The sequence below is a fragment of the Pseudoxanthobacter sp. genome, from assembly GCF_036822375.1.
Lineage (GTDB): Bacteria > Pseudomonadota > Alphaproteobacteria > Rhizobiales > Segnochrobactraceae > Pseudoxanthobacter.
Map to the genome: position 1 here is coordinate 1 of NZ_DAISHT010000066.1, position 17582 is coordinate 17582.

The following is a 17582-nucleotide window of genomic DNA, read 5'->3' on the forward strand; positions in this document are numbered from 1 at the left end:
TTCGGCGGCGAGGTGGAGCGCATCCTCAACATGGTGGATGGCGCGATCCTGCTGGTGGACGCGGCCGAAGGCCCGATGCCGCAGACCAAGTTCGTGCTTTCCAAGGCACTGAAGATCGGTCTCAACCCGGTTGTCGTCATCAACAAGGTCGACAAGCCGGACGCGCGCATCGACGAGGTGCTGAACGAGATCTTCGATCTGTTCGCCTCCCTCGATGCCAGCCACGACCAGCTCGACTTCCACACCCTCTACGGCTCGGCCAAGGAAGGCTGGATGGCGGCGACGCCGGAAGGCCCGAAGGAGAATGTCGGTCCGCTGCTCGATCTGGTGATCGACCACGTTCCGCCGCCGAAGATCGAGGAAGGCCCGTTCCGGCTGCTCGCCACCACGGTGGAATCGAACCCCTATCTCGGCCGCATCCTGACCGGGCGCATCACCTCCGGCACCATCCGCCCCAATCAGGCCATCAAGGCGCTGACCCGCGAGGGCAAGCAGATCGAGACCGGCCGCGCCACGCAGGTGCTGGGCTTCCGCGGTCTTGAGCGCGTGCCGGTGGACGAGGCTTCGGCCGGCGACATCGTGGCCATTGCCGGCCTCTCCATCGCCACCGTTGCCGACACGCTGTGCGATCCCGCCGTTGCCGAGGCTCTGCCGGCCCAGCCGATCGATCCGCCGACGCTGTCCATGACCTTCCGCATCAACGACGGTCCGCTGGCCGGCACCGAAGGCGACAAGGTGCAGAGCCGCGTCATCCGCGACCGCCTGATGAAGGAAGCGGAAGGCAACGTTGCGCTGAAGATCGCCGAAGGCAAGGACAAGGACTCCTACGAGGTTTCCGGCCGCGGCGAACTGCAGCTCGCCATCCTGATCGAGACCATGCGCCGCGAGGGCTTCGAACTCACGGTCGGCCGTCCGCAGGTGGTGTTCGAGCGCGACGAGAACGGCAACCTGCTGGAGCCGATCGAAGAGGTCATCATCGACGTCGACGAGGAGCATGCCGGCGCGGTGGTCTCCAAGCTCTCCGAGCGGCGTGCCGACATGATCGAGATGCGCCCCTCCGGCGGCGGCCGCATGCGTCTGGTGTTCCACGCGCCGACCCGCGGCCTCATCGGCTACCAGTCGGAACTGCTGTCGGATACCCGCGGCACCGCGGTGTTCAACCGCCTGTTCCATGCCTATGCCCCGCACAAGGGCGAGATCCCCGGCCGCCGCACCGGCGTGCTGATCTCCAACTCCGCCGGCGAGGCCGTGGCCTACGCGCTGTGGAACCTTGAAGATCGCGGCCCGATGATGATCGAGCCGGGCTGGAAGGTCTACGAAGGCATGATCGTGGGCGAGCACACCCGCGGCAACGACCTTGAAGTGAACGTGCTGAAGGGCAAGAAGCTCTCCAACGTGCGCTCCAGCGGCAAGGATGAAATGATGATCCTGACGCCGCCGATCCGCATGACGCTGGAGCGGGCGCTGGCCTACATTCAGGACGACGAACTCGTTGAAGTGACGCCGGAATCGATCCGTCTGCGCAAGGCGATCCTCGACCCCAACGAGCGCAAGAAGGCCGAGCGCTCCAAGGAAGCGAGCTGAGCTTTTCCGCGCCCTGAACCGGACTGTCGGCGGGCCGCCCCTTTTGCGAGGGGCGGCCCGTTTTGTTTTCCCCACGAGCAACCGTTTGATCCGGCGGGGAAAAGCTGACACTTAAAGGCCGGGAGCGCATCAGCGCCGCAACTGACCGGCCGGGCAGACCCGCCCGGGGGAGTGGAAATGCCCGCAACGGAAAGAGCCATGTCAGCCGCCAGCCCCGCAGCCGGGTCCGCATCGATGCCGGCCCGCCCGCGCATCGTGATGCTCGACCGCGAGACCATCGCGCCGGAGGTGCGGCTGCGTCCGCCGGCCTTCGCCCACGATTTCGAGGTGTTCGGCCGTACCGCGCCGGAGGAGGTGGCCGCGCGCATTGCCGGGGCCGATATCGTCATCACCAACAAGGTACGGCTGACGGCCGCAACGCTGACCGGGGCGGAGCGGCTGAAGCTGGTGGCGATTGCCGCGACCGGCACCGACAACGTGGATATCGCGGCCTGCCGGGCGCAGGGCATCGTGGTCAGCAACATCCGCAACTATGCTGTCCACACCGTGCCGGAACACACCTTCGCGCTGATCTTTGCCCTGCGCCGTTCCATCGTCGCCTATCGCGAGGCGGTGCAGGCGGGGCGCTGGCAGCAGGCCGGGCAGTTCTGCTTCTTCGATTATCCGATCCGCGATCTTGCCGGTTCCACCCTCGGCGTCATCGGCGACGGCGTGCTGGGCCGTGCCGTGGCGCGCATCGGCGAGGCACTGGGCATGAAGGTGCTGTTTGCCGCCCACAAGGGCCGCAGCGGCATGGGCTCGCTCTATACGCCGTTCGAAACCGTGCTGAAGACGAGCGATGTCCTCACCCTGCATGCGCCGCTGAACGCGGCTACGCGCGGCATGATCGGCGCGGCGGAATTCGCGCTCATGGAGCGCCGGCCGCTGCTCATCAACACCGGCCGCGGCGGTCTGGTGGACGAGACGGCGCTGGGGGCTGCGCTGCAGGCCGGCCAGATCGGCGGTGCCGGCTTCGACGTGGCCACCGCCGAGCCGCCGCCGGCCGATCATCCGCTGATGCAGCTCGCCGGGCGGCCGGATTTCATCCTCACCCCCCATGTGGCCTGGGCCAGCCTTGAGGCGATGCAGGGGCTGGCCGATCAGCTCATCGACAATATCGAGGCATTCCGGGCGGGATCGCCGCGCAACGTGGTGGCCTGACGGCCCGGCCCGGTGCGCTCTTGTGGCGGGCCGGCGTGCGGGCCATAAAGGCCGCCCGCGCGCCGGCAGGCCGCCGCGCCGGCCATCAGCAGGGAAGAGGAACGGTCGTGGCCAAGATCATTCACATGATGATTCGCGTGCTGGACGAGGCGCGCTCGGTGACGTTCTACGAAAAGGCCTTCGGCCTGTCCGTTGCCGGGCGCTTTGCCTTCGACGGCTTCACGCTGGTCTATCTTTCCGGTCCCGACTGCCCGTTTGAGCTGGAACTGACCATCAACCACGGCCGCACCGAGCCCTACACCCACGGCGACGGTTACGGCCATATGGCGGTGAGCGTGGACGATCTCGCCGCCGCGCACGCCCGCTTTGTGGCGCAGGGCCTCAACCCCGGCGATCTCAAGGGCTTCGAGCTGCCGGGCGGGGCGGGCCGCGCGGCCTTCTTCTTCGTGCAGGACCCCGACGGCTACAAGATCGAGGTGCTGCAGCGCGCCGGCCGTTATCTCTGACCGGCGCGCGGCCGGGGCGACCCCGGCCGCGACCGGCCTCAGCGGCTGCGCCGCACCGGGTTCTGCCTCAGCGGCTGCGCCGCACCGGGGCCTGATAGAACGTGGCCGGGCCTTCGCCGAAATCGAGCCGGCGCCACCACATCGCGCTTAAGGCATCGTCGTTGAGCCGCGTCAGGCCAAGGCGCACGTCGGTGTAGCTCTCGTTGGAGAGGTCGCGCTCGGCGATGACGAACAGGAACGGCTCGCCGGGGCGGCCGGCTTCCGGCACTTCCGGCGCCTGCCACTGCGGCTTGCCGCCGGCCGGACGCATCAGGCCGGCAAGGGCCAGCAGCTCCGCCGCCGCTCGCGCCGGGCCTGCCTGCCCGCCGGGGCCTTTGCCGGCGGCTCCCTTGTTACCGATGGCGGCGGCCCACGGGGCGGCCGGGGCTTTGATTTCCTGCCAGTCGTGGGGATCGTCGGCATCGAGCTGCAGGCAGCCCGTGCCGTCGCAGCGCTGGCGGGCGGCCTCCGCATCGCTGAAGGTGCGCCGGCTGGCGGCGATCAGCTTTACCGGCCCGCCGTCCGCGCTCTGGAACACGAAGCGCCAGCCGACATGGGGGCCAAGGCCGAATTCGGCCGGCCCGGCGGCATCGCCATAGTCCGCAATGGTCATCCTGCGGATGGCCGGGCCGAGATTGAAGCGGCCGACCTCCACCAGTGCCAGCGAAACCGGCGCCCCGGCCGCCGTTGCGGTCACGACGCCATAGCTCAGCCGCTCGCGCATGCGCGGCACCGGCTTGTCGAGGGCATCGGTGAAGATGAGGGCCGCCGTCACCGGGCCCGCGGCGGGCGCGGCGCCGGCGGCTTTTTCCACCGTGGCGGCCTCGCGGGCCTTCCAGCCGGCTGCGGCGGTGAAACGGGCGGCAACGGCGGCCGCCTCTTCCGCGCGGGCGGGCGGTGCGGCAAGGCAGCCCAGTGCCAGCACCAGCACCGGCAGCACAGCGGCCGCGAGGCGGCCGGAACGCAGGCCGATGGCCGCGAAGCGGCCGGCACGCACGCTGATGGCCGCGAGGCGGCCGGCACGCACGCCGGCGGCGACCGGCGGAACGGAACAAAGGGCGGCCACGATCTTGTCTCCTCGGCAAAAGGGGGCGAAAAGGGAACAGGCGGCTTGCCGGGCTGCCCCGCGCCGGCAGGCGCCGGGACCGGCGGAAACGGAAACCGATGACCATCACCATCTACGGTATCGCCAACTGCGACACCATGAAGAAGGCACGCACCTGGCTTGCCGGCCACGGCATCGAGGCGGTGTTCCACGACTATCGCAAGGCCGGCCTCGCGCCGGAGAAGCTCGCGGCATGGGCCGATGCGGTTGGCTGGGAAAAGCTGCTCAACCGCTCCGGCACCACCTTCCGCAAGCTGCCGGAAGCCGAGCGCAGCGACCTCACCCGCGACAGGGCGCTGGGCCTGATGCTGGCGCAGCCCGGCATGATCCGCCGCCCGGTGCTGGAGACCGGCAGCGGGCTGGTGGTGGGCTTCAGGCCGGACCTCTACGCCGCCACCTTCCCCGGCTGAGCACGGAGGACCGGCGATGGCAAAGCGTGCAGGCAGTGCCGATCTGCCGCTTCACTCCGGCCGCGTGCCGGCGTGGCTTGGCCAGCGCATGACGCGCCTCGGGCGGGTCATTGCCGAGGCCATCGTGCACCATTACGGCCGCGACGAGTTCCTGCGCCGCCTGTCCCATCCGTTCTGGTTCCAGTCGTTCGGAGCGGTGATGGGCATGGACTGGCACTCCTCCGGCATCACGACATCGGTCATCGGTGCGCTGAAGCGCGGGCTGGGGCCGGTTTCCGGCGAACTCGGCCTTCATGTCTGCGGCGGGCGCGGGCGGCACTCGCGCGAGACGCCGGCGGAGCTTGCTGCCATCGGCGCCCGCGTCGGCTTTGACGGCGCGGCGCTGGCGGCGGCGAGCCGCATGGTGGCCAAGGTCGACAGCGCTGCCGTGCAGGATGGCTTCGATCTCTATCTCCACGGCTTCATCGTGGCCGATGACGGCAAGTGGGTGGTGGTGCAGCAGGGCATGAACGGCGACAGCCGGCTGGCGCGGCGCTATCACTGGCTTTCGGAAGACCTGAAGAGCTTCGTGGAGGCGCCGCACAGCGCCATCGACGGGCGCAATCAGGGCCGCATCGTCAATCTCACGGATCGCCGGGCGGCCCCGTCGCGGGCAGCGCAGATCGGCCTTCTCGGCGATTTCGGCCCGGATGGCATCGTCCGCGAGGTGGCAACGCTGGAGGGCCGCCTGCCGCCGCCGCCCGAACAGCCGTTGCTGCCCCATCTCGTCATGCCCGCCCGCCATGAGGTGGTGGCGGGCGATGTGATGATGCGCCGCCTGCACGGCGCGCTGGCCGCGGCGGCGGAAGCCGGGCCGCGTGACTTTGCCGACCTGCTGGCTGTGCCCGGTGTGGGCGCCCGCACGGTTTCCGCCCTCGCCATGGTGGCGGAGGTGGTGCATGGCACGCCGTGCCGGTTCGACGATCCCGCCCGCTTCTCGCTCGCCCACGGCGGCAAGGACCGCCATCCCTATCCGGTGGCAACGCGGGTGATGGACGAGACCATTGCCGTTCTGAAGCGGGCTATGGGGCAGGCGAAACTCGGCAACGACGAGCGGCTGGAGGCGATCCGCCGGCTCGACGATCAGGCCCGCCGGCTGGAGCGGGTGGCGGAGGGGCCGGATTTCGACCGTTTCGTGGCCGGCGAGCGCGCCGCTTCCGCCGGCTATGGCGGGCGCAGCGTGTTCGGGCCGGAACCGTTCGGGCCGGAGCCTGTCGCCGCGCCGGCGGCGCGACGGCCGGCAAAATAGCGCCGGCCGGCCCCGCCTGCATGCGGAACCGGCCGGGCAGGTGCGTCAGCGCCGCTTATCGGGCCGAGAGCAGGTCCGGCACCGAGAGCAGGATGAACTCGTTGTTCGCCGCCTTGCCGATCTCGCGGCCGCCGGAGAACGGCAGGTTGTTGTCGTTGGCCACCATGATGTGGGTATCGTCAACCCGCACCACGTCCTCGATGGTGAAGAAGGGGAAGGTGAACGGGCCGGAGGCCGGCTTCATGCCCGGCAGGGCTTTGTGCTCCGGGTCGGCGATGTCGAGCAGGCTGACATGGCCGATGCGGCGGATATAGCCTTCGTCATCCACCGAGGCGGTGTCGACCAGAACGATGTTCTTCACCTTGGCCGGCAGCGGATAGCAGGCGGAAAGGTCGGTCGCATCGGGCTTGCAGGCCTTCGCGGCATCGCCTTCGCCATTGTCGCGCTCGATGACGAGGGCGCGGGTATCGTCGATGAAGTTGAAATCGCCGATGGCTTTGGCCCCGTCGGACAGGCGGAAGCGATAGCTCTTGCCGGTCCAGTCGCCCTTCGCGGTGTCGAAGGTGAGCACGCGCAGGAAGTTGCCTTCCGGCTTGCCGTCATCGGCCAGCACCGGCTTTTCCAGCATCGCCCACAGCAGGTTGGTCTTCGGCTGCAGCGCCATGCCCTCGTAACCGCCCGAGCGCTGGACGCGGAAGTCCTTGCCGGCGGCGGCGGGCACCACGGTGCCGGGGGTATCCGGGCCGGTCAGCGCCGTGCCGTCCAGCCGGGTGGGGGTGACGGAGAGGACGCGGCCGTCGGCGGTGGCGCGGATGATGTAGGGGCCGAATTCGTCGCCGATCCAGATTTCGCCGTTGAGGAACTGGATGCTCTCCGGGTCGAAATCGGCGCCGGTGAGATAACGGCTGTCGGTGCCTTCATAGGCGATGCGGAACGGCACCTTGTGGTCGGGATCGCGCAGGAAGATCGTCTCGGCGCGCTCCACCCGGCCGGTCCGGAAATCCGGCTTCATGCGGTGGAAGAACAGCATGGCATCCGGGCTGTTCACCTTGGAGCCGAAGCCGTTGTCGGTCAGCACATAATAGGTGCCGTCGCCGGGGGTGTTCATGGCAAAGCCGGACATGCCCTGCACGGGCTGGCCGACGAAGGGCAGGGAGATGCCGGTGGTGTGGCTGCCATAGGCCTTGCCGACATCGCCTTCCACGCTCATCGGCATCTCGTTGCGGGCCTTGCCGGTGAACTTGCCGGACAGGAACGCATCGCGCGGGGCATCGGCCGGCGGCAGCACCATCGTCATCGCCGGCAGATAGGCGTGGCCGGCAAGAGTGGCCGGATAAACCGTCTCGGCCAGCGCCGGGGCACTGAAGGCTGCAACGAGGGCAAGCGCAGTCAGGGGCAGTCGCATCGGGAAGCGATCCTTCTTCGGGGGGGAACGCCCGGACTGCTATTGGCCGCAAATGACGATGGCGTGTCACATTTGTGTATTCGTGTGCATCCGTTTCCGGCGCCGGTGGAAATAAATCTGCCGTCTAACAGCGTTTTCTTTTGTCAGTCGGGGCCCTGAAGCCATGCGCCCGCCTGTTGAGGGCGGGCGCAATAAAACGCACGGCGACAGACGGCTGGCCGATCTTCAGGCCATCGACGACAGAGACACGGCGATTTCTGCCGCAAGGCGGGCATTGTTGCGGATCAGGGCGATGTTGGCCTTCAGGCTCTCGCCGCCGGTCTGTTCGTTGATGCGCGCGAGCAGGAACGGCGTCAGCGCCTTGCCGGCAACGCCGGCCGCCTCGGCATCGGCCACGGCCTGCCGGATGGTGCCCTCGATGCTGTCGGCCGGCAGCGCATCGGCCGGCGGCACGGCGTTGGTGATGAGCAGGCCGGCCGACAGCCCGAGGCGCTTCTGGGCGGCGATGACGGCGGCGATTTCGGCCGCGCTGTCGAAGCGGGCGTCGACGCCCGAGCCGCTCTCGCGGGCGAAAAAGGCGGGGAAGGCATCGCTGCAATAGCCGATCACCGGCACGCCGCGGGTCTCCAGATATTCGAGCGTCTTCGGGATATCGAGGATCGACTTTGCCCCGGCGCACACGACGCTGACCGGGGTGCGGCCGAGTTCTTCCAGATCGGCGGAAATGTCGAAGGTCGATTCGGCACCGCGGTGCACGCCGCCGATGCCGCCGGTGGCGAACAGCGCGATGCCGGCCTGCGCTGCGATCAGCATGGTGGCCGCCACCGTGGTGCCGGCGGTGGCGCCGCGCACCACCAGCACGGCGAGATCGCGCCGCGAGGCCTTGGCCACGTCGTGCGCCTGCCCGAGATGGTCGAGATCCGCCGCGCCGAGGCCGACGCGGATGCGGCCGCCGATGAGGGCGATGGTGGCCGGCACCGCGCCGGCCGCCCGCACGATGGCCTCAACCTCCCGCGCGGTCGCCACGTTGGCCGGATAGGGCATGCCGTGGCTGATGATGGTGGATTCCAGCGCCACGACCGGCCCGCCGGCCGCCAGCGCGTCGCGCACCTCCGGCGCAATGTCGAGCCAGGGGTGCAGGGAGGGGGGAGTGGCAGCGGGTGACATGACAGGTTCCTTTGCGCGCGGGGCGGCAGCGACGGTTGAACGGGGCGATCAGGATGCGAGAAGCGCCGGCGACAGGGCAGGGGCGATGCTGGCGGCGGACCCGATGGTGTCGGCCGCCGCAGCCATGCCGCGGCCGACCGCATCGTCGATGCCGTGGCCGGAGGCGAGCGCGGCAAGGGCGACGCCGACCAGCGTGTCGCCCGCCCCGGTCACGTCCACCACCTTCGCCGGCGGGGCGGGCAGCAGGCGGGGGCCGGCGGCATCGCAGATCCACGCCCCGGCGGCGCCGCAGGTCAGCACCACCGTGCCGGCCCCGGCGGCGAGAAGGGCGGCGGCCGCCGCGGCCGGGTCCGCCCGCCCGGTCAGGGCAACGCCTTCGTCGGCATTGAGAAACAGCACGTCGATGCCGGTCAGACCCGCCGGCAGCCGCGCCGCCTTGGCCACCGAAACCGCATCCATGGCCAGCCGGAAGCGGCCCTCGCGCCGGCGGGCCAGAAGGGCGGCGATCGTTTCGGCCGGCAGGTTGGTTTCGGCAAACACCCACCCCGCCCGGGCAAGGGCCGGGGCGAGGCGGGCGATATCGGCCGGCGTCAGCGTGGCGAAGATGTCCATGTCGGCCAGTCCGGCCACGAGGTGGCCGTCCGGCGTCAGCACGGCGACATATTCGGCCGTGCGCGCGCCCGGCAGGGCGACGGTGCGGGCGAGGCCCACGCCGGCCGCCTTCAGGGCCTCCAGAAGCGCGCGGCCGGCCTCGTCGTCGCCGACGACGGTGGCGAGTTCCGTCGCAATGCCGAGCCGGGCCAGCACCTCCGCCACATTGCGCCCGACGCCGCCGAAGGTGCGCGCGCTGCTGACCGGATTGGACGAGCCGGGCACCAGCGGACCGTCGAGGCGGTATTTGCGGTCGAGCACCGCGCCGCCGATGACCAGAACCGCCGGCTGCGGCGCCCGCACATAGGCCCGGCCCAGCAGGTGGCCCTTGCGCACCAGTTGGGCAATGTAGGTGGCAACCGTCGAGCGGCCGAGCCCCAGCGCCTCCGCCAGCGCCTGCTGCGAAATGAAGGGGTCTTCGTCGATGCGCGCCAGAATGGCGCGTTCCTGCTCGTTGAGATCGTGCACGGGCGTTGCCTCATGAGAAGCTCAACAAATATCGGCCCGATAAACTTTTGTCTAGAGCGATGGCTCCGCGGGCCCCGGCGCCTCAGGCGGCGGACGGCCGTTCGCCGGCCATGAGCAGCAGGCCGATACCGAGCGCCATCACCGCGGCGGCCGCCGCCAGTGCGCCGGCATAGCTGCCGCTGAGGGCGGCGATATAGCCGGCCATGGCCGGGGCGATGATCTGCGCCGCCCCGTAGCTCAGCGTCATGCGCGCCATGGCGCGTGCCGGATTGGCCGGATAGCAGCGCCCGACGATGGCCAGCGTGAGGCTGACGATGCCGACGAAGGTGCTGCCATAGAGAAAGCCGCCGGCCAGCGCGGCGGCCGCGCTGCCGCTCATCAGCGCAAACAGGAACGAGGCGATCTGCAGCAGATAGCAGACGATCAGGGTGCGGATGCCGCCCAGCGCCGCGGCCACGCGGTCCCAGAAGAAGGTGGAGGGCAGGGCGGCAAGGCCGACCATCACCCACACCCAGCCGCCGCGCCCGGCAAACAGCGGCAGGTGTTCCACGATGGCCACCAGAAAGGTGGCGCTGATGACATAGCCGAACCCGGCGCAGAAATAGGCCGCCACGATCAGCCCCATCCAGCGCCGCGACGGCGGCGGAGGCGCAACGAGGGCGCCATGGCCCGACATGGCCACCGGTGCCGGCATCCAGAACCACGCCGGCAGGAAGAAGACGAGGCCGACGACACCGAGCAGCAGCCACAGTCCGTTCCACGCCAGAAGGCCGGTGAACGGCGTGACCGCCAGCCCCGAGACGACGATGCCGAGCCCCATGCCGGCGAAATGCAGGCCCAGTTCCGGGCGCAGGCGCTCGCGGATCAGCCAGTTCAGCACCAGACCGGAGGCCAGCAGCAGCCCGGCGGTGGACGACAGGCCCGACACGAAACGCAGCGCCGCCCAGAGAAAGACGTTGTCCGTGAACCCCATGGCCAGTGTGGTCACCGCCGCCGCGACAAGGCCGATGCGGTAGAACAGGAACTTGGTGGCGAGGTGGCGGGTGCGGGCGGCAATCAGCGCGCCGGTGAGGTAGCCGGCATAATTGAAGGTCGCCAGCCAGCCGCCGGCGACAGCGGAAAGCCCGGCCTCATGCTGCATGACCGGCAGCATCGGCGTGTAGGCGAAGCGGGCGAGCCCGACCGTCAGCACCAGCGCCGCAATGCCGGCGGCCACCACGCGGCGATGGTCGGCACGCGCCGGCAGCAGCCGGCCCCGGTGCTGCGATCCCGCCCGGCGGGGGGCTGTCGCCCGGTCCTGCGCTGCCACGCTGTCCTGCGCTGCCATGCCGTCCTGCGCTGCCATCCTGTCTTGCCGTTCCATGGGCTCGTCTTCCGCCGGCAGAACGGCTGCCGCCTTTTAAGGATAAGGTTCCGGGCCGAGATTAGAGAGGCGGCGCCTTGTTGTCTCTCGAAGCGATGACTAGAACTGTCGATGAGACGACAGATTGCAGAGCGGACCGGAACAGCACGATGCCGGGTATGCAGGACTGGAAACCGGTAGCGGTGCCGGAGATGACGGCGCTGCCGCGCAGCGTGTTTCTGCGCACGCAGGTTCTGCCGGCCGGCCATGGCTTTCCCCCGCACAGCCACGGATGGCATCAGTTCGTCTATGCCACCTCCGGCGTGCTGGCGGTGATGGTGGAAGACAACTGGTTCTGCATCACCCCGCAGCAGGCGATCTGGGTGCCGGCCGGCACGCGCCATACCACCGGCGCCCTGCAGACGGCCGCATTCCGCAATCTCTATGTGGAAAGCCGGCCCGGGCTGCCGGACGACTGCCGGGTGCTGTCGGTCTCGGCGCTGCTGCGCGCGCTGATCGGCGAGTTGCAGCGGCTGGGCGAGGCCGCCGCGCGCGGCGAAGCGGAGGAGGCGGCCTATGCCGCCCGCATCGATACGCTGATCCTCGATCAGCTCCGCCGCCAGCCCCGGCATGATTTCCACCTGCCCTGGCCGCGCAGCGCCCGGCTGCACCAGATGTGCACGGCGCTCTATGACGATCCGGCCGACCGGCGCACGCTGGAGCAGTGGGGCGCCGCGCTCGGAGCCTCGGCTCGCACGCTGACCCGCCATTTCGAAGCCGAACTCGGCCTGCCGCTGCGGGCGTGGCGGCGCCGGCTGCGGCTGTTCCGGGCGCTGGAGTGGCTGACCGCCGGCCGGCCGGTCACCGCCATCGCGCTCGATCTCGGCTATGCCTCGCCTTCGGCCTTCACCTACATGTTTCGCCGCGAAACCGGCTGTCCGCCGATGCAGTGGCGGCTTGCGCAGGCGGAAAGTGCCGGCTGGCCGGCGGCCGGGCCATGACGGCCGGCGCCGCAGGTTGCGGGAAGGCACGGCCGGCGGCGGGTTTCGGTTGACTTTTGATCCGGTTGGCATGAGCAATCGGGCGCGATTCCTCCCGCTGTGGCTGCGCCTTTCCGGCCCCGCAGCCGGGGGGCCGGGCGGTGCCGCGGCATGGTCCGGACGGACGACAGAAGACTGAGACGCAGAGGTCGCCCCGCCCCGGTGTTCCGAGGCATGCACGGCGTGGGCGGCGGGCGATGCTCGGCCGGCTCCCGTGTGGGGAGGCCGGCAGGAAGGGATGACGCGACCGTGAATGAACACCCTGCTGCGAGCCGTCTGGCCGCTGCCGCGGGCCTGCCGGCCGGCCGGCCGGCCCTGACGCTGGTTCTGCCCACCTTCAACGAAAGCGGCAATCTGGCCGAGGCGATCCGGCGCGTGGGCCAGGTGCTGGCCGGCGTCGGCTGGGAAGTGATCGTCGTCGACGACGATTCGCCTGACGGTACCTCGGCGCTTGCCAAGTCGATCGCGGTTGAGAACCCGCGCGTGCGCTGCATCCGCCGCGTCGGCCGGCGCGGTCTGGCCGGGGCGTGCATCGAAGGCATGCTGGCGAGTTCCGCGCCCGTCGTGGCGGTGATGGATGCCGACCTGCAGCACGACGAGGCGCTGCTGCCGCAGATGTATGCGCTCATTGCCGGCGGCGAGGCGGATGTGGCCGTCGGCAGCCGGTTCGTGGCCGGCTCGGAGGTCAAGGGCCTGTCGCGCCTGCGCGAATTCGCCTCCACGGTGGCCAACGAAACCGCCCGGCGCATGCTGGGGGTCACGCTGGCCGATCCCATGAGCGGTTTCTTCATGCTGCGCCGGGAAATCGTGGATGCCGCGGCGCCGAAGCTCGCCAATCAGGGCTTCAAGATTCTGCTCGATATCCTGTCCGTCAGCCCGCGCACGCTGAAGGTGCATGAGCTGCCCTTTACCTTCCGCGACCGGGTGGCGGGCGAGAGCAAGCTCGACAGTCTGGTGATGCTGGAGTTCCTCGGGCTGCTGGTGTCGCGCTATCTCGGCGGCGCGCTGCCGGTCCGCTTCTTCATGTTCGCCCTCGTCGGGCTCACCGGCGTGGTGGTGCATCTCATCTCGCTGCGTGTCGGCATCACCGTCGGAAGGCTGGCCTTCAACGAGGCCCAGCTCATTGCCACCTTCGTGGCCATGACGTGGAACTTCTTCCTCAACAACCGCCTCACCTACAGCGATCGCCGCCTGCGCGGGTTCTGGGGGCTGACACGCGGCCTCATCACCTTCTATCTGGTGTGCTCGGTCGGCGTGGTCGGCAATGTCGGCATTGCCGGCTGGCTCAACAGCCTTGACCAGACCTGGTGGATTGCCGGCACGGCCGGCGCGCTGGTGGGGGCTGTGTGGAACTTCTCCGCCACGGCCATGCTCACCTGGCGCGTGCACTGAGCGGCCGCCCCCGACCGCCCGCAGAACGCCGCCCGCAGCGCGCGGGCGGCAGGCTGGCGCGCCCGCGCCGGAGTGAGGAGAGACGCGTTGGCACGGCTTGCGGCGGATACGGGACGACAGGGCGGAGAGCGGACCGGCAGCCTTGCCGCGCTCGGGGCGTTTTCGCTGAGCCCGGCCGGGCTGGTCGTCATCGTGGCGGTGCTGACGCTGCTGCGGCTGTGGTTCGCCGCCATCACCCCGCCAACGGAAGATGAGGCCTACTACCGCCTGTGGGGGCTTTATCCGGCGTGGGGCTATCTGGACCATCCGCCGATGGTTGGCTGGTGGATGGGCGCGGGCATCGCGCTGGCCGGCGACACCGTGCTGGCGCTGCGCCTCATCGCGGTGGCGGCCTCGGCGCTCGGCTCTCTGGTGCTCTACCGCACCGCGCGGCTGATGTTTGACGATGCGCGCGCCGCCGGGTTTGCCGTGCTCGTTCTCAATGCCACCATTCTGGTCGGGGCGGCCGGTCTGGTGACCACGCCGGACCAGCCGTCGGCGCTGTTCTGGGGGCTGACGCTGTGGGCGCTGGCCGAACTCACGCACAGCGGCCGGGCGCGCTGGTGGCTGGCGGCCGGGCTTTTTGCCGGGCTCGGGCTGATGTCGAAATATTCCGTGCTGTTTCTGGGCGCCGGCATGGTGGTCTGGGTGCTGGCCTGGCGGGAAAACCGGCGCTGGCTGAAGGCGTGGCAGTTCTGGGTCGCGGGTCTGCTGGCGCTGGCGCTGTTTGCGCCGGTCATCGGGTGGAACGCCGGCCACGGCTGGGTGTCGTTCATCAAGCAGTTCAGCCGCGCCGAGCCGGGGCCGCCGGAGCCGGAGCACATCCCCGAATTCATCATCGGCGAGATCCTGCTCGTCGGGCCGCTGCTGGTGCCCTATGTGCTGATCGGGGCGTGGATGTCGCTGCGCGCCGGCTGGCAGGGCGACCGGATGCGCGGGCTGCTGGTCGCCACCTCCGTGCCCTTCGTGCTCTATCTGATGCTGCATGGCCTGCATGCCCGCATTCAGGCCAACTGGCCGGCGCCGCTGTTTGCCGCCACCGCCCTTGTGGCGGGCGAGGCCGCCGCCCGGCTCGACAGCCGCTGGCCGGCCGGCCGCTGGCTGCCGGTGGTGCGCCTGCTGCGCTGGCTGCGGCCCTGGGCCATCGGCCTCGGGCTGGTGCTGGGCGTGGCGGTGATGGCCCATGGCGCGCGGCCGCTCGGCGGCATCATCTCGCCGATGGACCCGACCCAGCAGCTGCGCGGCTGGCCGAAACTGGTGCGCCAGATCGAGGCGCTGCGTGTCGATGCCGGGGCAACGTGGATTGCCACGCAGAACTATGCCATGACGGGCGAGCTGTCATACTATCTGCCGGAAGTTCCGGTGGTTCAGCTCAACGAGCGGGTGCGCTATGTGGCGGCGCCTGAGCCTTCCATGGCCTTGTTGTCGCAGCCCGGACTCTTCGTTGGTCTGGAGCGGAACTTTTATCCACAATACCTCAGCTTCCGGTTCCGCGATGTCCGCCAGATCGGCGTTATCGAGCGGGTGGCAGGCGGGGTGGTGCTTGATCGTTATCTGGTCATGCGGGTTGCCGATCCGATCGCAAATCCGATCCGGATCATTCCGTGGTGGTAACCCGCCCGTCCCGCGGGCGACGGCCTTGCCGCGGGCGCATCCGCCGGGCCGGCGGCTGAAAGGCGCTGCCTCCGGCGCGGCCGCGGCGGCCAGTGGCGCTTCTGCCCGCAGACGGGGGCCGGCATGCAGCCGTCCATGACCATCGGCTTCGATTTCGTCACGGCGCAGATCGTGAACGTGGCCGTTGCCATGGCCATTTCCGTTTCCATGATCGTCGTCGTCAACACCCAGAAGACCTATCCGGGCTTCCGGCGCTGGGCCACGGCTTCGGGGATCTATGCCACCGGAATGGCGCTCTATCTGTTCCGCGGCGTGCTGCCGGACTGGCTGGCGATCCTGGTTGCCAACTGGCTCTATTTCAGCTTCCTGCCGCTGGTGAACGATGGCCTGCTGTCGTTCTACGACGTGCGCAATGCCGCGGTCTGGCGGCTGGTCAACGCCGCCATCTACGGCGTTGTCTGCGTCGCCCTCACCGTGGCCTTTCTGCTGCACCTGCCGGTTCCGGCGCGGGTGCTGATCTCGGCCGTCGCCAGCCTGATGCTGGCGACGCCCGGCATGGTGGTGCTGGTCCGGCAGGTGCGGCGTTCCTTCAGTGCGGCGCTGCTGCTGGTCATCACCGCGCTCACCGTTCTGCTGATCGCGATGGTCGGGCGCATCGTGGTGCTGCTGTTCATGCCCGAGCTGGTGCCGTTCGTCGGCTCGCTGTCGGGCCTCGGACTGACGACGACGATCGTAACCGTGGTCTGGGTGGCGATGTCGCATGGCCTGTTCGCCGTCAACAGCCGGCGCATCACCGATGAACTGATTGCGGCCTCGCGCGAACTCGCCCGCAAGGCGCTGACGGATTCCCTCACCGATCTGCCCAACCGCCGCGGTTTTCTGGAGCAGGGCGGCAAGCTGATGGCGCTGGCGGTGCGCGGCGAACGGCCGGTGTCGGTGATGATGATCGATGTCGATCACTTCAAGCGCGTCAACGACACCTACGGCCACCTGATCGGCGATCAGGTGCTGCACGCGGTGGGGCAGGCGATCACCGCCACGCTGCGCACGAGCGATCTTGCCGGCCGCATGGGGGGCGAGGAATTCGGCGTCGTCATGCCGGACACCGATCTCGGACAGGCGGAACATGCGGCCGAGCGTGTGCGCGCGGCGATTGCCGGCGTGGTGGTGGGCACCGTTACCGGCATCTCGGCCTCCATCGGCATCGCCGCCCGCGAGCCGTTCGAGACCGATATTGCCGACGTGCTGCGCCGGGCCGACGATGCCGTCTACCGCGCCAAGCGCGGCGGCCGCAACCGCTCCGTCGCGGCCATGCCGTGAGGCCGGCCGGCGCCGCGGCCCGGCCCGCCGGACAGCGCCCCCGCGCCCCGCCCCTCCATCAACGACCGGACCGGCCGGCTTTTGCCGCTGCGGACGTTCTGCCCCGGAAAGGGCAACAAAAAACCCGCCGGCAGGGAGCCTGCCGGCGGGTTTCTTCTCTTGCAGCGGTCGTTTGCAGCCGCGTCTCAGCCGGGCCGGATCGGCTCTGCCCCGGCCGGGATCGCGGCGGCTGGCCGGATCAGAAGTCCATGCCGCCCATGCCGCCCATGCCGCCGCCCGGCATCGCCGGGGCAGCCGCCGGACGCGGCAGCTCGGCAATCAGGGCTTCGGTGGTGATGAGCAGGGCGGAGACCGAAGCGGCGTCCTGCAGGGCGGTGCGCACGACCTTCGTCGGGTCGATGATGCCGGCCTTGATCAGGTCCACATAGGTTTCGGTCTGGGCATCGAAGCCCTCGGTGTCCGGCAGCTCGGAGACCTTGCCGACCACGATGGAGCCTTCCACGCCGGCGTTCTCGGCGATCTGGCGGATCGGGGCCTCAAGGGCGCGCAGCACGATCTTCACACCGGCTTCCACGTCGGCAACCGGCGAGGAAACGGTGGCAACCGCCTTCTTGGCGCGCAGCAGGGCCACGCCGCCGCCCGGGACGATGCCTTCCTCAACCGCGGCGCGGGTGGCGTTCAGGGCGTCGTCGACGCGGTCCTTACGCTCCTTCACCTCGATCTCGGTGGCGCCGCCGACGCGGATCACGGCAACGCCGCCCGCGAGCTTGGCCAGACGCTCCTGCAGCTTCTCGCGGTCGTAGTCCGAGGTGGTTTCCTCGATCTGCGCCTTGATCTGCGCCACGCGGGCTTCGATGTCGGCCTTCTCGCCGGCACCGTCCACGATCGTGGTGTTTTCCTTGGTGATCGCGATCTTCTTCGAGCGGCCGAGCATGTCGAGGGAGACATTCTCAAGCTTGATGCCGAGATCTTCGGAGATCACGGTGCCGCCGGTGAGGATGGCGATATCCTC

Annotated in this window: 15 protein-coding genes; 9 read left to right on the top strand and 6 right to left on the bottom strand. The window is 69.6% G+C overall.

Translation table 11 applies throughout. The features are described 5' to 3' along the window. From V7067_RS08485 to V7067_RS08495, 3 genes are all read left to right on the top strand, one after another. Positions 1–1584 (top strand): GTP-binding protein (locus V7067_RS08485; protein ID WP_334175459.1); only part of this gene is annotated, 1584 nt, incomplete at its 5' end. A 198-nt stretch (positions 1585–1782) separates the two neighbouring features. Further along, positions 1783–2784 carry a D-2-hydroxyacid dehydrogenase gene (locus V7067_RS08490; protein ID WP_334175460.1) on the top strand — a complete coding sequence of 334 codons (1002 nt, stop codon included), beginning with the start codon at positions 1783–1785 and terminating at the stop codon, positions 2782–2784. Positions 2785–2891: 107 nt separating this feature from the next. After that, on the top strand, positions 2892–3290 hold the full coding sequence (locus V7067_RS08495) for a VOC family protein (protein WP_334175461.1): 399 nt from the start codon (positions 2892–2894) through the stop codon (positions 3288–3290). 67 nt (positions 3291–3357) lie between these two features. On the opposite strand, the gene V7067_RS08500 is transcribed toward V7067_RS08495, so the two are convergent. After that, on the bottom strand, positions 3358–4395 hold the full coding sequence (locus tag V7067_RS08500; protein ID WP_334175462.1) for a hypothetical protein: 1038 nt from the start codon (positions 4393–4395) through the stop codon (positions 3358–3360). A 98-nt stretch (positions 4396–4493) separates the two neighbouring features. Between V7067_RS08500 and V7067_RS08505 the strand changes: the two genes are divergently transcribed. Together V7067_RS08505 and V7067_RS08510 are read left to right on the top strand one after the other, a co-directional pair. Continuing rightward, the gene (locus V7067_RS08505; protein WP_334175463.1) at positions 4494–4844 is read left to right on the top strand and encodes an arsenate reductase; all 351 of its coding nucleotides are present in this window, start codon (positions 4494–4496) and stop codon (positions 4842–4844) included. 16 nt (positions 4845–4860) lie between these two features. Continuing rightward, entirely contained in the window at positions 4861–6132 is a 1272-nt protein-coding gene (locus V7067_RS08510) for a DUF763 domain-containing protein (protein WP_334175464.1), read from the top strand. Between the two features lie 55 nt (positions 6133–6187). On the opposite strand, the gene V7067_RS08515 is transcribed toward V7067_RS08510, so the two are convergent. From V7067_RS08515 to V7067_RS08530, 4 genes are all read right to left on the bottom strand, one after another. Next, positions 6188–7537 carry an esterase-like activity of phytase family protein gene (locus tag V7067_RS08515; protein WP_334175465.1) on the bottom strand — a complete coding sequence of 450 codons (1350 nt, stop codon included), beginning with the start codon at positions 7535–7537 and terminating at the stop codon, positions 6188–6190. A 225-nt stretch (positions 7538–7762) separates the two neighbouring features. After that, positions 7763–8704: a pseudouridine-5'-phosphate glycosidase gene (locus V7067_RS08520; RefSeq protein WP_334175466.1), complete on the bottom strand. Its 942-nt coding sequence runs from the start codon at positions 8702–8704 to the stop codon at positions 7763–7765. A 48-nt stretch (positions 8705–8752) separates the two neighbouring features. Beyond that, entirely contained in the window at positions 8753–9823 is a 1071-nt protein-coding gene (locus V7067_RS08525) for a carbohydrate kinase (protein WP_334175467.1), read from the bottom strand. 82 nt (positions 9824–9905) lie between these two features. Further along, entirely contained in the window at positions 9906–11168 is a 1263-nt protein-coding gene (locus V7067_RS08530; RefSeq protein WP_334175468.1) for a YbfB/YjiJ family MFS transporter, read from the bottom strand. Positions 11169–11344: 176 nt separating this feature from the next. On the opposite strand from V7067_RS08530, the gene V7067_RS08535 reads away from it, so the two are divergent. From V7067_RS08535 to V7067_RS08550, 4 genes are all read left to right on the top strand, one after another. Continuing rightward, complete coding sequence (locus V7067_RS08535) at positions 11345–12166, top strand: helix-turn-helix transcriptional regulator (protein ID WP_334175469.1); 822 nt, start codon at positions 11345–11347, stop codon at positions 12164–12166. Positions 12167–12454: 288 nt separating this feature from the next. Next, on the top strand, positions 12455–13597 hold the full coding sequence (locus tag V7067_RS08540; protein ID WP_334175470.1) for a glycosyltransferase family 2 protein: 1143 nt from the start codon (positions 12455–12457) through the stop codon (positions 13595–13597). Between the two features lie 87 nt (positions 13598–13684). Continuing rightward, positions 13685–15250, top strand: a complete 1566-nt coding sequence (locus V7067_RS08545; protein WP_334175471.1) for a glycosyltransferase family 39 protein — start codon at positions 13685–13687, stop codon at positions 15248–15250. 123 nt (positions 15251–15373) lie between these two features. Then, a complete protein-coding gene (locus V7067_RS08550) occupies positions 15374–16570 on the top strand; it encodes a GGDEF domain-containing protein (RefSeq protein WP_334175472.1) in 1197 nt (398 codons plus the stop codon). Positions 16571–16808: 238 nt separating this feature from the next. On the opposite strand, the gene groEL is transcribed toward V7067_RS08550, so the two are convergent. Continuing rightward, on the bottom strand, positions 16809–17582 hold a 774-nt coding region (gene groEL / locus V7067_RS08555; RefSeq protein ID WP_334175473.1), incomplete at its 5' end, for a chaperonin GroEL.

Bases quoted from the DNA above. Each gene is read 5' to 3' on its own strand.
- V7067_RS08515 (WP_334175465.1), bottom strand. From the start codon at position 7,537: ATGCGACTGCCCCTGACTGCGCTTGCCCTCGTTGCAGCCTTCAGTGCC.
- V7067_RS08530 (WP_334175468.1), bottom strand. From the start codon at position 11,168: ATGGCAGCGCAGGACGGCATGGCAGCGCAGGACAGCGTGGCAGCGCAG.
- V7067_RS08520 (WP_334175466.1), bottom strand. From the start codon at position 8,704: ATGTCACCCGCTGCCACTCCCCCCTCCCTGCACCCCTGGCTCGACATT.
- V7067_RS08535 (WP_334175469.1), top strand. From the start codon at position 11,345: ATGCAGGACTGGAAACCGGTAGCGGTGCCGGAGATGACGGCGCTGCCG.
- V7067_RS08550 (WP_334175472.1), top strand. From the start codon at position 15,374: ATGCAGCCGTCCATGACCATCGGCTTCGATTTCGTCACGGCGCAGATC.
- V7067_RS08510 (WP_334175464.1), top strand. From the start codon at position 4,861: ATGGCAAAGCGTGCAGGCAGTGCCGATCTGCCGCTTCACTCCGGCCGC.
- V7067_RS08505 (WP_334175463.1), top strand. From the start codon at position 4,494: ATGACCATCACCATCTACGGTATCGCCAACTGCGACACCATGAAGAAG.
- V7067_RS08490 (WP_334175460.1), top strand. From the start codon at position 1,783: ATGTCAGCCGCCAGCCCCGCAGCCGGGTCCGCATCGATGCCGGCCCGC.